12 protein-coding genes are annotated in these 13440 nt (G+C 58.5%); 10 read left to right on the forward strand and 2 right to left on the reverse strand.

Annotated features, from left to right (window positions below; all coding sequences use genetic code 11):
- Positions 1 to 10 precede the first annotated feature (10 nt).
- The 3 genes from AC1Q6J_RS10480 to AC1Q6J_RS10490 all read left to right on the forward strand — a co-directional run bounded on the left by AC1Q6J_RS10480 (position 11) and on the right by AC1Q6J_RS10490 (position 2894).
- On the forward strand, positions 11 to 802 hold the full coding sequence (locus AC1Q6J_RS10480; protein ID WP_492279267.1) for an ABC transporter permease: 792 nt from the start codon (positions 11 to 13) through the stop codon (positions 800 to 802).
- Between the two features lie 4 nt (positions 803 to 806).
- A complete protein-coding gene (locus AC1Q6J_RS10485; RefSeq protein WP_492279268.1) occupies positions 807 to 1586 on the forward strand; it encodes an ABC transporter ATP-binding protein in 780 nt (259 codons plus the stop codon).
- Between the two features lie 90 nt (positions 1587 to 1676).
- On the forward strand, positions 1677 to 2894 hold the full coding sequence (locus AC1Q6J_RS10490) for a glycosyltransferase family 4 protein (RefSeq protein ID WP_492279269.1): 1218 nt from the start codon (positions 1677 to 1679) through the stop codon (positions 2892 to 2894).
- A gap of 40 nt (positions 2895 to 2934) precedes the next feature.
- On the opposite strand, the gene AC1Q6J_RS10495 is transcribed toward AC1Q6J_RS10490, so the two are convergent.
- Positions 2935 to 4425, reverse strand: a complete 1491-nt coding sequence (locus tag AC1Q6J_RS10495; RefSeq protein ID WP_492279270.1) for a glycosyltransferase family 39 protein — start codon at positions 4423 to 4425, stop codon at positions 2935 to 2937.
- A gap of 196 nt (positions 4426 to 4621) precedes the next feature.
- On the opposite strand from AC1Q6J_RS10495, the gene AC1Q6J_RS10500 reads away from it, so the two are divergent.
- Positions 4622 to 6133 (forward strand): glycosyltransferase family 39 protein, encoded by a 1512-nt coding sequence (locus tag AC1Q6J_RS10500; protein ID WP_492279271.1) that lies wholly within the window; start codon positions 4622 to 4624, stop codon positions 6131 to 6133.
- Positions 6134 to 6143: 10 nt separating this feature from the next.
- On the forward strand, positions 6144 to 7559 hold the full coding sequence (locus tag AC1Q6J_RS10505; RefSeq protein WP_492279272.1) for an ArnT family glycosyltransferase: 1416 nt from the start codon (positions 6144 to 6146) through the stop codon (positions 7557 to 7559).
- A 111-nt stretch (positions 7560 to 7670) separates the two neighbouring features.
- On the opposite strand, the gene AC1Q6J_RS10510 is transcribed toward AC1Q6J_RS10505, so the two are convergent.
- A complete protein-coding gene (locus AC1Q6J_RS10510) occupies positions 7671 to 7919 on the reverse strand; it encodes a helix-turn-helix transcriptional regulator (protein WP_492279273.1) in 249 nt (82 codons plus the stop codon).
- A gap of 173 nt (positions 7920 to 8092) precedes the next feature.
- On the opposite strand from AC1Q6J_RS10510, the gene AC1Q6J_RS10515 reads away from it, so the two are divergent.
- From AC1Q6J_RS10515 to AC1Q6J_RS10535, 5 genes are all read left to right on the forward strand, one after another.
- Positions 8093 to 8848: a YqaJ viral recombinase family protein gene (locus AC1Q6J_RS10515; protein ID WP_492279274.1), complete on the forward strand. Its 756-nt coding sequence runs from the start codon at positions 8093 to 8095 to the stop codon at positions 8846 to 8848.
- A complete protein-coding gene (locus AC1Q6J_RS10520; RefSeq protein WP_492279275.1) occupies positions 8832 to 10079 on the forward strand; it encodes an ERF family protein in 1248 nt (415 codons plus the stop codon). Before AC1Q6J_RS10515 ends, AC1Q6J_RS10520 begins: the two co-directional genes overlap by 17 nt.
- A gap of 483 nt (positions 10080 to 10562) precedes the next feature.
- Positions 10563 to 12077, forward strand: a complete 1515-nt coding sequence (locus AC1Q6J_RS10525) for a recombinase family protein (RefSeq protein WP_492279276.1) — start codon at positions 10563 to 10565, stop codon at positions 12075 to 12077.
- Positions 12074 to 12484 carry a hypothetical protein gene (locus tag AC1Q6J_RS10530; protein ID WP_492279277.1) on the forward strand — a complete coding sequence of 137 codons (411 nt, stop codon included), beginning with the start codon at positions 12074 to 12076 and terminating at the stop codon, positions 12482 to 12484. Before AC1Q6J_RS10525 ends, AC1Q6J_RS10530 begins: the two co-directional genes overlap by 4 nt.
- Before the next feature lie 78 nt (positions 12485 to 12562).
- Positions 12563 to 13333 (forward strand): S1 family peptidase, encoded by a 771-nt coding sequence (locus tag AC1Q6J_RS10535; protein WP_492279278.1) that lies wholly within the window; start codon positions 12563 to 12565, stop codon positions 13331 to 13333.
- The last annotated feature ends 107 nt before the right edge of the window (positions 13334 to 13440 follow it).

A 13440-nucleotide genomic window follows, 5' to 3' on the forward strand; every position in this document is an offset into this window, starting at 1 on the left:
GCAGAGGCAGATGCGCAACCAGGCGCAAATGGCGTTGCAGGACGCCGTTGATGGCCTCTCCCTGTGGGCTCTTTGGGGCAAGCTCGGCTGGAACGATATCTTGCAGCGTTATCGGCGCTCGCTGCTTGGCCCGCTTTGGCTCACCGCCAGCATGGCGATCATGGTCGTATCCCTCGGTCTGGTTTATTCCAAGATCTTCAAGGCGGAGCTGCGCGACTTTATGCCGTTCCTCTGCGTCGGGCTGCTGGTCTGGGGTTATATCAGCTCCATTCTTTCCGAAGCCGGGACGCTGTTTACAGGCGCGGAATCCTACATCAAGCAAATCCGCTTGCCGTACTCGGTCTATGTACTCCGATTTATGTGGAGCAGGGTCATTATCTTCGCGCATAACTTCGTCATCTACTTTGGCATCCTCATCTATTTCCAAATTTGGCCCGGCAGCGTGGCGCTCTACGCAATTCCGGGATTCCTGCTGGTGACGCTGAATGGCGCGCTCGCAAGTATGTATCTCGGCATGATGTCGGCGCGGTTCCGAGACATCCCCCAGCTTATTGCAAGCTTCATCCAGATCGCTTTCTTTGTGACGCCCATCATGTGGAAACCTGAATTGCTCGGTGAACATGCCAGCGTGGTGACCTTCAATCCGTTCTTTCACCTTATTGAGATCGCGCGCGCGCCACTGCTTGGGCAACTGCCATCGGCAGCGAACTATTTTGCGGCGGCCCTCATTACGTTCTTGAACGCGATGTTTGCGATTGCTTTCTTCATCCGTTTCCGCGCTCGCATTTCGTACTGGGTGTAGACCGATGTTGCAGTCTCACGATATCAACGGGCCACGGACGCTTCTTCGTCTTGACAGCGTGAACGTGTCTTTTCCGGTTTATCACGGCGGGTCGCGTTCGCTGAAAAAGGCGATCCTCTCGCGGAGTTCCGCTGGGCGCATTGCCCGCGACGCGAATGACCGCATCACCATCGACGCGTTGCGCGACGTATCGGTGTCGCTGGATAAGGGCGACAGGCTCGCTCTGATCGGCGCCAATGGCGCCGGCAAGACAACGCTTTTGAGGGTGATGGCGGGCATCTACGAGCCGTTCGCTGGCACCGTGCAAATTCATGGCCGGATCTCCCCGATGTTCGATATCGGACTTGGTATCGACAGCGACCTCAGCGGTTACGACAACATCCGGATTCGTGGTCTCTTGCTCGGCCTTTCGGCAAGGCAAGTCGATCGCCTCCTGCCGGACATCGTTGAGTTCACCGAACTCGGCGACTATCTCGACATGCCGGTGCGGACCTATTCGTCAGGCATGATCCTGCGGCTGACTTTTGCCGTAGCAACTTGCTACGAGCCGGAGATCCTGCTGATGGACGAATGGATTTCGGCGGGCGACGCGCATTTCATGGCCAAGGCAGAGGAACGCATAGATTCTTTCGTTAAGAAAGCGAGCGTTCTCGTACTCGCGTCGCATAACCTCGATGTCTGTCGCCGCTGGTGCAACAAGGGAATCTGGATGGACCGGGGAAGCGTGAGGGCCTTCGGTCCGGTTGAGGAAGTCGTCGCACTGTACCATGCCCACGAGTACTGATCGGTGTATTACGATAGTGTCGCGAATGCAGTCCCGTCATATCTTCCGTACCGCAGACCGAATATCCGATAACTGAGCGGCTTCCAACGTGTGAGTTCCATCGCCCCGATGCTCGTAGGTTTTGAATCCAGTATCCTGAGCGGCCCGATGACGGGCGTGGCGAACTATACGTTCAACATCGTTCGGTGTGCATTGGAACTGGATTCCGAACTGAGCTTTTCAGGATTCCGGGGGCCGGTCTGGCGCAGGTTCGACCTTGCGTCCGTACAGGAAATCGCACAGCGCAAGCAAGTTGACACCGGGGAGCCTTTGAGCTCTTACACCCGTGTCAGACGCCACGTGCGCGACCGCGCCGCCCGTCTCCCGGGCCTGCGCGGAGCGGCCGCGATCCATCGCGAGATGCGCCGGAAGAAGTTCGTGTCCTCGGTGCAGAAGCAATCGCTCGACTTGTTTCATGCATTCAATTTCAGGCCGCTGACCGATCCCGGTGTTCCGGTGTTGCCGGTGATTTACGATCTTTCGACGTTTCGGCATCCGGAATTTCATCCGGGCGATCGTGTCAAATGGCTGGAACCGCTACGGCAGACGGTCGAACGCGCACCTCTGGTGCAGACCATCTCGGACTTCAGCAGGCGGGAAATCGCCGACCTGTTCGGCTATCCAATTGCGCAGATACTCGTCGCGCCGCCAGCCGCGGCGTCGCTGTTTTCACCGCTGGGTAAAGAGAGGACGCAGCCCGGGCTCGATACGCTGGATCTGAAGTACGGAGAATTCTTCCTCGTCGTGGGGACGCATGAGCCGCGCAAGAACATTCGAACCGTGATCCAGGCTTATTCGCAGTTGCTGCCGCCGGACCGTGCCCGGTATCCGCTCGTGCTCGCAGGCGGAAGGGGGTGGGGCAATCTCGATCTGCCCGAACAGACTGAGGCGCTGGTCAGGGATGGCTCGGTTCGTTTCGTTCATGACGTGACCGATCCACAATTGCGGAATCTCTACGAGGGCGCGCGTTTGCTGCTGGCGCCGTCGCTCTATGAGGGATTTGGAATGCCGGTTGTTGAGGCGCTGGCATGTGGGACGCCTGTGGCGCACAGCGCAGATACCGCAATGGATGAAATTTCCGGAAACGCCGGCCGGCGGGTTGGCGCTCTCGATGTGGACGGCTGGACCGGCGCGCTCAAGGCTGCGCTCGATAGCGCCGATCATATGGATCCCGCGGGCCGGACAGCACGGATCACCCGCGCGCACGAGTTTGACTGGCAGCGGAGTGCCGGTTTGGTCATCGATGCCTATCGGCGCATTTTGAATTGACGCTCCAGTTCGGCGAATCGCGTTACGGCTTCGCCTTCGGTCAGCGCGAGCATCCCTGTGGCGCGATGAAACGATAGGGAAAGATGAACTGCTTTCCAGTCCATGTCCGTCTGAGCGGAATGGTGACGCTGCTCTCGGCTGAATACGTCTTTCCCGGCAGGAATTTCGCCATTCGCTCCTTGAACTCGGGATCGGTGTCGATCACGACGGCGCCGCCCTTGCGGAGCTTGTCGTCATCGTACCAGGCCGCTCCGGCGATTTCCCGATATGCGAGCGTGGTCACGTTGCGTCCGGCCTCGATCCCGACGCCGTAGGTGGCTTGCCGGCCGCCAATGAAGTAGGCGGGTCCGCAGGTATACTCACTGTCCCAATCTTTGAGGATCAGACGCGCCGCTTCAGCGGTGGGTTCCTGCATCGCGCTGTGGCTTGCGAATGCCGTAAAGACCACGGCAACGGCGATGCCAGCGACGAGGTAGAGCCCGGCGATGGAAGGCACTACGCTGCGTTCAACCCAGCTTTTGCAGTATTGGCTCCATTCCATGCGCGGCGCGGCGGCGAGGAACGTCAGCATGATGTAGGGCGCAGCGAACCGCGCCAGGAAGTTGAGCCCGGTCACCATCACCAGGATAACCAGAGCCAAATGGGCAGACACTGCCGTAAAAAGCAGAAAACGGGATGCCGGAAACAGGTCAGACTCCGGGGCGTGGATTTTCAGAAAACCCTTCCATAGGCCGATCGCGACAAACACATATCCGGGAATTGCGAAGGTCAGATAGCCCGCGAGAAGTTCGACGACGCCCGCCAGCCGTTGCGAGAGTGGATTTTGAAAGTCGAAATGGTCGAGCCCATATTCGAACGCAGCGCTATGTCTCAGTACGGCAACGACGTGAGGGAGGATCAGCGCCACGCCCGTCGCGATCGCAGCGTAAAAACCGGGGCGCTTCAACACCCGCCGGCAGTCTGGCAAAAGAAGAATGCTGCTCGCCATTCCGAAGAACAGCACCACCGCATTGTACTTTGTCAGCAGAGCCACGGCGGACCAGAAGCCGAACGCGATCCAGTCACGCATGCGATCGGATTGGACCGCGCGAAGAAAGTGAAAGACAACAGCGGGCCACGATGTGAGCTGAAGGATGTCGGCGTTGAGCGCGAAGGAGAGGGGTGCGAAGATCGTATAGGACGATGTGCCGTACAGGAACGTGAAGAGCAGGGCGTTGTCGCGCGTGGTGGCCAGCCGAAGCGTGCGATAGAAATAAACGAGTCCGATCGCGATCAGGAGTTGTCCGGTCAGGATCATGACCGCGGCGGACGTGCCAAAGAGCCTGTCAACAGTCCCGCCAATCCAGACCATCATCGGCGGATGGAACGGCGTGACGATCGGGAATTCGCGGCCCCATGCGATCAGCTCCCGCGTATCATACATCACGGTCGGAAACACGACGATGGCGAGCAGCACCGGCAGCAGCAGAGCAAGCCCAAGAACGGCGAGCACGGGGCCGCGCCGCAGGCTGGAGTGATCCCGATTGGGCATGACGATGGTGTGCCTCGATGCCGTGTAGATTCGCGTGTCTTTGCGAAGATGAATATAGCAATCGAAGCCGCGTGTCGGGCCTTGCAAGGCCCCGGGGCGGCGCAGAAATCCTGTCAGTATTGACCCTCACCGGAATAGTCGGATACGGCTAAGGGCCGCGGCTGAACGCTGCCGCAGCAGGTGAGATGACGCCGCCATGGCCTCGTTTCTCGATACGTGGCTCGACGGTGTGGAGGAAGGCTGGGGAATTCCGGCTTTCCTCGCGCTCTTCGCCGCTTTGTGGACGGCATTTCTCGGCATTGCGTACCTGAACGCCGATCTGCATCCGGATGTCATCGAAGCATGGGCGATTGGGCGAACGCTGGACTGGGGCGGCGCCAAGCATCCGCCCTTGATGGGCTGGGTGACACACGCATGGACGATGGTTTTTCCCATCAGGGACTGGTCGTTCCACCTGTTGGCGATGACAAATTCCGCGATCGCGCTCTGGATCATCGATCTGACGGCGCGCCGGTTTGCGCAAGGCGACAAGCGCGCGATTGTGCTGCTGCTGTTGCTGCTGCTGCCGGTCTATCAATTCCAGGCGCAGCGCTTCAATGCGAATTCGGTGTTGTTCGCGGTCTGGCCGCTTGCGATCTATTGCTTCCTGCGGTCGTTTGAGACACGGCACGCCGGATGGGCCGTGGCGGCGGGACTGGCCGCTGCTCTTGCGATCCTTGGCAAGTACTATTCCGCTTTTCTGGTCTTCGGGTTCGCGTTCGCCGCCATCTGTCACCCGGCGCGCCGGACCTACTTTGCGTCGCCGGCGCCCTGGATTTCTGCGGTCGCAGGCCTGCCGCTCCTGGCGCCTCACATTCACTGGATGCTCAGTTCGGGGATCAGTCCTTTCGGCTACGCGCTGGCGACCCATGGCGGCCTCACCATGGGCCGCGCTTTCCTGTCCGGCCTGATCTTCCTGTTGGGGCTCGCAGCCACCCTGGCACTGCCGGGGCTGGTCTGGGCCGTCATGATCCGCACGAGAGCCGGGGACTATCTCAAAGGGCTGAGGCGGCTGGATCCAGGCCTGATGTTGCTTCTTTTGGTGGCAGTAGGTGCGATCATTTCCCCGCCTGCCGTCAGCCTGATGCTTGGAAACTCGCTTAGCGCAGTCTGGGCCTCACCGGGGCTATTTGCCTTTGTGCTTGTCGCGGTCTGTGCCGCGAAGTTTCCGGTCAGCCGGACCGAGACGCGGAGGCTGGCGGCGGGCGTGCTTGCGCTTACCCTGATCGCGGTGGTTCTGCTTGCTCCTGCGCATGCCTATTACCGGAACCGGCACCCGTTCAGCGAGGGGCGCAATTACTACAGTCCTGCCGCGGCCGAGGTGATGAAGCGCTGGCGTCAGATCTCGTCCAGTCCCCTGAAAACCGTCAGCGGCGACAAGCTGGCAACGGCGCTGGCCTTCTACGCCCCGGATCATCCTGCTTTCGTCATACCCTTCAATCAGCAATATGTCTGGCAAACGCCCTCCGAGGCGGCGCTGCGGGAGGGCTGGGCGACGATATGCCTTCCGGACGAGGAAACCTGTCAGGTCTGGCTGAAGCACCAGGTCGCGCCGGCCGCGCCTGGAGCCATCAGCTTCGATTTCGTGGTTCAGCCGCGGTGGTGGGGTTCGGCGGGCGTCCCGGCGCGGATTACCGGGCTTCTTGTCCCGCCGCGTGCGGCCCGCTGAGATGCGAAGCATGGCCGCCTGGCTGTCCTCGCTGATGGCATGGCGAGGGGCTGCTCCGCTGCTGATCGTCTGCCTCTGGGCAATTGCGGTGTTTCCGAACCTTTCGGTGCGATCGTTCATTTGGGAGGAAGGGACGAACGCCGAGATCGCGCGGGACATTCTGTCCAACGGCAACCTGCTTCAGCCTGAGGTCTATGGAACTCGCTGGAACGAAAAGCCGTCGCTGCTGCCGTGGCTGATCGCCGGAGTTGCGGCGGTCACAGGCGAGGTCAATGAGTTTTCCGCGCGGTTGCCTGCGATGATCGCGGTGGTACTGACCGCGCTGCTGGTCCAGTCGCTGACGCGGCGATATGCCAGCCGCAATGCATCGCTGCTTGCTGCGCTGTTCTTCATGTTTTCGCCGATGCTGCTGCAGAAGCTGGCGATTGCGGAGCCGGATACGCTGGTGACGTTACTTTCCTTCGCGGCCTTTGTTCTGTGGTGGAATGGTGTTGAAGCTGGACGTATCGGTTTCTGGCGCTGGATCGGATGCGGACTGCTACTAGCCGTTCTGGCAATGGCCAAAGGCCCGCAGCCCGTCGGTTATTTTGCGCTCGGTGTTTCCGCCTATGTCGTCGTCATTCGCCGTTGGCGCGACATTCCTGGACTGTTTGTTTGTCTGACGATGCCTGCAGCGGCGACCATTGCTTGGGCGGTGGCGGTTTATCAGCCTGGCGATGAAGCGACGTGGATCAGTTACGCGCGCTTGCACTCCGCACCCAGCCTCGTGGACTATCTGGTGCAGAATACGTGGGTTTTTCTCAATCTTATTGTTGAGGTGCTGCCGTCCATTCTGCTGGCACCCTTCCTGATGTGGCACGCGGGGCGCAATAAGTCCGGCGCGGACGTTCCGCCGGTCGCATTGCCCCTCGCGCTCTATGCCGGCATTTGCACCATCGCGGTGGTGATTTGGCCGGGCTCGAACAGCCGTTATGCGATGCCATGGGTCCCCGCGCTCGCGGTGCTTGCCGGATTCGCTTGGGATACACTTGCGGGAACAGCGTATGCACGCCTGCGAGGCATCATGGTGGTTGGCGTCTGCGCGCTGGCTGCTTTCCAGATCGCGCTTGCGAATGTGGTCGTGCCACTGTTTGCGGATCGGTTTGGAGCGTCGCGCATTGCGGGCCAGGCCATCGAGCTCGCCATACGCGCCGATCCGGCTCCGGCGCTCTGCACTGATCTCGCTACAAATCAGCTATTCTACGCGCGGGTGCCGATCCGCTGCATCGATCCCCGCAATATTGCATCTGTAACGGCGCCAGCGTGGCTGATCATGCCGCGCGATCAGGCTCCGCTGTTGGCGCAACTCAAGTCCGGCCAAACTGCACGCGTCATCATCGAGACAGAGTCGGGGCCGCGGCTATCGGCGATACGACTCGGCAGGTAATCAAGCTTCTATCAGCTTAGACATCGTCTTTGTCTTTTGGCCGGTGGTGTAGGCTGAGATACCTGCGCGGATTTCCGCGCTTTTGGTGTAGCAACCCCCACCTCGTGTGTACTATTTGCGCAGGCGCACGCCAGGTCCTGCACCATTTCGCGAGATAAACTGAACACCGGCGCCTTCTAGCGCCTTCTGGATGGCATGAACGGCGTCCCGTGACACATCACGCCGGGACTTCTCAAAATCCACGATCGTCGACAGTCCAAGGCCCGCCATCTCGGCGAGGGCCGGTTGCGTGATGTTCAGCAACGCGCGCGCTGCGCGGCACTGGCCCGCGGTTATCGAATACACAATTCCAATTGACATGAAGTTTTCTGCATGGTTCAATATAAAATGTTGATTGGATGATCGTACATAGGCAAACTCATACTTACCTCAAAACCGCAACTAGAGGCTAACCAATGTCAATTTCGCAAAAGAAACAATCGCATAGCATCGACCGGCGTTATTTCATCGGTGGATCGGACGCCCGTATCATTATGGGCAAGGACGAGAAGGCGTTGCTGCGGCTCTGGAAGGAAAAGCGGGGCGAGGTCGCCGGATTGGATCTTTCGGGTGAGTTAATTGTCCAGCTGGGTCTTGTGACGGAGGACCTCAATCGCCGCTGGTTCGAACGTCAGTCCGGGCATCGCATCGTGGCCGTTCAGCGCCACACCATTCACCGGGCATTTCCCTGGATGGCGGCCACCCTCGATGGGCTGGTGGAAGCAACCGGCGCGGTCTTTGAAGCCAAATTCATGCTGCCGTGGTCGTTCTCGGAGGGGGCCGCCGCGGAGAAACATATGGCCCAGCTTCAACACAACATGTTGGTCGCCGAGACCAGGACGTCGGTGCTCTCGATCATCAGTGGTGGCGGCAAATGGGTGGAACTGGCGATCGAGGCCGATCCGATTTACCAAACTGTCCTGATTGCCGCAGAGAAGGCCTTCTGGCGCGCGGTCAAGACGGGTGAGCCGCCGGCATTGTTCGACTGCGAACCACCGAAGCCGCGGATCGAAGCCGTCCGGGTGGTCGATATGAACGCGTCCAACTCCTGGGCCGAGTTCGCATCTCTCTACCTTGAAACACGAAACGCTCATCTCAACCACGAGCGGGCCAAGACCGAGCTCAAAGTGCTCATGCCGGACGACGCCAAGGAGGCCATGGGGCGTGGCATCCGAGCCAAACGCTCCAAATCCGGCGCGGTGACCTTTGATCTGGTCGACATGGAGGGCGGCCATGCATCGCTCCAGTGAAAGCGTGGCCGCGATCGCGACCGCTCTGGCCAAGGCCCAGACCGAACTCTCCAACCCGGAAAAATCCTTGGTTGGCCTGATCCATCACAACAACCGAGGCGATAACCCCCAGACGTTTCGGTATGCGTCGCTGTCGAGTGGTCTCGAGATTGTTCGCAAAACGTTAGGCGGCCAGCAGATTGCCGTCGCCCAAACGACCGACATCGATCGGGCGAGTGGTTTGGTCAATCTGACGACGATCCTGATGCATACCTCAGGGGAATGGATTTCGTCGGACTGGCCAGTCTGCCAGCTGTCGGACACCGCCGCGCCGCGACGAATGGGAGCAGCCCTGACTTACGCACGGCGCTATGCCTTGTTCACCCTCGTTGGCATCGCGGGCGAAGATGATTTGGATGCGCCCGATCTGCAAAATCCGGAACTCAGCCGGAGGATTGAACCTGCCCAGAATGGAAATTCTCAGCATGCTGATGCTGCTTCGGCTCCCACGACCCGGAGTAAAACGCAAGCAGCTGTTGTGGATACCGACACTTCATGCTCAAGGCGGCTTCAAATTCAATCTTGGATCGATGCCTTGGCCACGATCGAAGATCTGCAGGTACGCGCCACAGACATTCTTAAAGCAAAAAACCGCCTCGTGGCGAGCGATGCCAAGCTCATAGAACAAGCATTCACGGACAAGATGGCTGAGCTTCAAGATCAAGCAACGGAGACAACTGCGCGCCCGTCGGTCTCGGAGCGCAAGCCGAGCGACGATACTCAATCAACGCCTTCAGGTACTGCACCGATTGGATCATCAAAGAAACAGAGAAGGAATCCGAAGAAAAGGAGGGGTAACGGAAGCAGGGAAGGTGTCATACCCCCTTCGGGGGTTATTGAAGCTATCCCGACAGAGCCGGCCGCCGATCCAATCGAGAATCCGAAGATCGACAAGAGCGAGCTTACGCTTGGCGAGCCTCGACGCCATCGTGACAAAGCCCACCTACGATTTGTCGCCTCGCAGCCTTGTTTGATCTGCGAACGATCTCCCTCGGACGCCCATCATCTGCGCTTCCCCCAACCACGCGCATTGGGGCGAAAAACAAGCGACGAATTTGTCGTACCGCTTTGCCGAGCACATCATCGCGAAAACCATCGCGTTGGCAGAGAAGAAAATTGGTGGAAGAGCAGGGGGATTGATCCTCTCAACTCGGCACTCGATCTCTGGATGACATCCCGAGGCGTGAAATGAGCGCGCAGAATGTACGGTAGCTCGCAGTAAAGCTATCCCCAAACCTGACGCTGCCGGGTGTCGTCCCTGGCTCGAACGCGGATCTGGGCAGCCTTCGCCCACATCTTCGAATTGGGCGCGGGGTGCATTCCATAAAACCTCAAAGGTGGAACCCCACTGCGATGCCAAGGGTGAGCGCGAGGACGATCAACGCGATGGTAAGTGGCCATCGCAACGCAGCCACAGCGCGGTTGCCGCGCACCATTACCCTCAGCGGCCAAAAGCGGATGTCTACTTCGTCTGGGCCCATCGCAAATCCTCAAATTGTTGTCTAGGATTATATTCCGAAAATCGGCAATGTCAAACGGGGCGGCGATCACGGTTCGCGGACAAATGTTCGTTGATTCCGCAATGGTTCCAGTTGAGTAACTTACATCGCAGTGTCGAACCTAATTGTACCAAGCGTCTTGGTAACACCTTCATCCTTTGGCGGTTTGATCGCGCATGCTCCTGCTCGAAAATAGCGCGGCTCAATACGTGCGCATGTCAACCGACATGCAGATCTACTCGATTGCAAATCAGTCTGAAGCAATTGCTCTGTATGCGGCCAGGCGAGGTCTCACAATCGTACGCAGCTATGAGGACGCTGGCAAAAGCGGACTTGGAATTGAGCGGCGCACGGCGCTTCGCGGCTTGATGCAGGATGTTCGATCCGGTTTTGCCAACTTCAGTACGATTCTGGTCTACGATGTCAGCCGTTGGGGACGCTTTCAGGATGCCGATGAGAGCGCATATTACGAGTTTCTCTGCAAAGAAGCCGGTGTAACGGTCGAGTATTGCGCCGAACAGTTTATCAACGATGGAAGTCTGCTTTCGACACTGCTCAAAAACATCAAACGTGCGATGGCTGGAGAATTTAGTCGAGAGCTCTCTGCAAAAGTATTTGCCGGTCAATGTCGGAGTGTTTCAAAGGGATTCTACGTCGGCTCTTCCCCCGGATACGGCCTGCGACGTCTTGCTGTAGATGATAGCGGAAGGGCAAGATTGATGATGAGCGCCGGAGATCGAAAGGCAATCACGACAGATCGAACAATTTTGGTGCCAGGTCCGCCGCAGGAGTTGGCGATCGTTCATGACATCTACAACATGTTCTTGGACCAGAATTGCTCGATCAATGAGATCGCGCGCAAGCTCAACCATCGAAAGATAGTCAACTCCTCGGGGCGAATATGGAAGCCGGTCGCTATACGTGACATCCTGGCAAATCCAAAATATATGGGAGCCGCCGTCTTCGCGCGTACCGCACGAAAGCTCAATTCAAAGTCGATCAAAAGACCCCGATCAGAATGGGTCATATGCGATGGAGCATTCGATGCACTTGTGTCAGCTGGCAGGTTCCGGGAGGCGCAATATCGATTGATTGAGAATGCTCGCCCATACTCTGAGCGGGAGATGCTCGATTCACTCACGGCAATCTGGTGCAACAACGGACGCATCAATGCCAGCATCGTCGGGAATGATCGTCATTCCCCGTGTGTAAATACCTACAAGGAGCATTTCGGGGGCCTCGTACCAGCATATCGAAAGATCGGCTACATCGGCAGGTTTCAAAGAGGAAAAGCTCCGCAGTTCCGCAAGTCAATCGTGGCCGACATCGCAGAAGAGATTGCAAAAAGGGGAGGGGTGGTTAGCCACGACCGGGATTGTTCGCAGGTCTGTGTAAACGAGGAACTAGAAATCGCGGTCGTGGCAGGATGCGCCGATCCAGCGTGCGGGAAGAACCAGTGGCAGCTTCGACGGCACGGGTTGGCTAAGCCTGACATACTCGTGGTCGTCAGAGTTGATGATTGGACCTCGGAGATAAAGGGATACATCATCGTTCCGCTTCTCGTTTTACCAAACGAGATCTGGTTGAGCGTTACGAAAGCGCGACTTGAAAGGATGCGGGTTTATAGATCGAACACACTCGAACCGCTGTTCCGTCTCTGCAAGAGAATTGGGATGGGGGCGCCAACATGACGAAGACACGAGAGTTCTTGGCGCAAAGAGCGCGAGTGCGCCGGGCGATCGGAAAGAAGCTAGCGCAACAGCAGGCCGCTGCTCGAAGAGCGCATATTTCGGAAGTCCTGAGCCAGGTAAAGACGATTATTCGCGACGAGAAGTTCACCGCCCTCCTGGCCGCTCAGAAAATTACGACAGCTCCTGATTGCCTCTACCGGCAAGATGTCCTGACATCCGATGAAATGACTGACGAGCAGATCGCAAATTGCGTTCTCGTTTTCGTGGTTGCATGGAAATTCCTATTTCCAATGCTTGGGAGCCCGCAGATTGCCAACTATCTTGAGAGAACATGGCCTGGCTTCATAGGGGATTTTAAAGACACCTTCATAACCTTGATCATGGATGGACCATTTCCTCGCGAATGACGAACCCCGATTCGCCCGACGTACTTCAGCTAAGATATGAGGTGTTGACAGGATTGATGATTCAGGGACCATGAAGCCATGAGCCCTAGTCAAATATGCCTCGCCGTCTTCGTCGCACTTTCCGTTGCATGCTCGAGTCCCGCGGTGGCCATCGTCGGCAGCCGCTCCGCGCCGAGCGCGGGCGTTGCGCAGTCCATCGTCACGGTCGCTGCTGCGGGTGGTGGCGTCTGTACCGGAACGATGATTTCTCCGAACATCATCCTGACCGCCGCGCATTGCATCGCGCCGGGCACAGCTAATCGCGTGATCGACTATTCAGAAAAGCTGCCGCGGCTAATCACGCCGCGGCAGGTGGCGGTTCATCCGCGCTACAATGCGCAATCCATCGCGGCGCATCGGGCGACGGCGGACGTCGCGCTATTGCGCTTGTCCGCGCCGATGCCCGGCAAATCGGCCGCGCTTCTGGGTGTGCCGCGCATTCCCTTTTCGGCCGTGTCGCGCTTCACCGTCGTCGGCATAGGATCCACAGTCGCAGGCAGCGATTCCGGCGTTGGCACGGTGCGCGCGGCGCCGCTTGCCGTCACCGGCCAGCCCGGCACCTTGCAGGTGCGCCTGGTCGATCCGCAAACCCAGAACAAAAGTGCGGGCATGGGCGCCTGCACCGGAGACTCGGGCGCACCTGCGTTCGAAGATCAGGATGGCCGCAGCGTAATCGCAGGCGTGGTGAGCTGGTCGACCGGCGCGAACAACTCCGCGGGCTGCGGCGGCCTCACCGGCGTGACGCCACTCACTTTATATAGAGACTGGATCGTGAAAACCGCGCGGAGCTGGGGCGCGGAGATTCCGTAAGTTAGGGTTCCTATAGCAAGGCCTGACAAACGACGGACGATGGCCTAACTTCCGGTTCATAGGAAGAAGCGGGAGGCTTTCAAGATTTCACAACGCGGTATCATCGT

It is taken from the genome of Afipia sp. MLSD5-FHT05B12 (genome assembly GCF_058793355.1).

Coding starts and splice junctions, on each gene's coding strand:
- AC1Q6J_RS10520 (WP_492279275.1), top strand. CDS start 8,832: ATGCATCGCTCCAGTGAAAGCGTGGCCGCGATCGCGACCGCTCTGGCC.
- AC1Q6J_RS10515 (WP_492279274.1), top strand. CDS start 8,093: ATGGGCAAGGACGAGAAGGCGTTGCTGCGGCTCTGGAAGGAAAAGCGG.
- AC1Q6J_RS10535 (WP_492279278.1), top strand. CDS start 12,563: ATGAGCCCTAGTCAAATATGCCTCGCCGTCTTCGTCGCACTTTCCGTT.
- AC1Q6J_RS10485 (WP_492279268.1), top strand. CDS start 807: ATGTTGCAGTCTCACGATATCAACGGGCCACGGACGCTTCTTCGTCTT.
- AC1Q6J_RS10500 (WP_492279271.1), top strand. CDS start 4,622: ATGGCCTCGTTTCTCGATACGTGGCTCGACGGTGTGGAGGAAGGCTGG.
- AC1Q6J_RS10505 (WP_492279272.1), top strand. CDS start 6,144: ATGGCCGCCTGGCTGTCCTCGCTGATGGCATGGCGAGGGGCTGCTCCG.
- AC1Q6J_RS10530 (WP_492279277.1), top strand. CDS start 12,074: ATGACGAAGACACGAGAGTTCTTGGCGCAAAGAGCGCGAGTGCGCCGG.
- AC1Q6J_RS10510 (WP_492279273.1), bottom strand. CDS start 7,919: ATGTCAATTGGAATTGTGTATTCGATAACCGCGGGCCAGTGCCGCGCA.
- AC1Q6J_RS10480 (WP_492279267.1), top strand. CDS start 11: ATGCGCAACCAGGCGCAAATGGCGTTGCAGGACGCCGTTGATGGCCTC.
- AC1Q6J_RS10525 (WP_492279276.1), top strand. CDS start 10,563: ATGCTCCTGCTCGAAAATAGCGCGGCTCAATACGTGCGCATGTCAACC.
- AC1Q6J_RS10495 (WP_492279270.1), bottom strand. CDS start 4,425: ATGCCCAATCGGGATCACTCCAGCCTGCGGCGCGGCCCCGTGCTCGCC.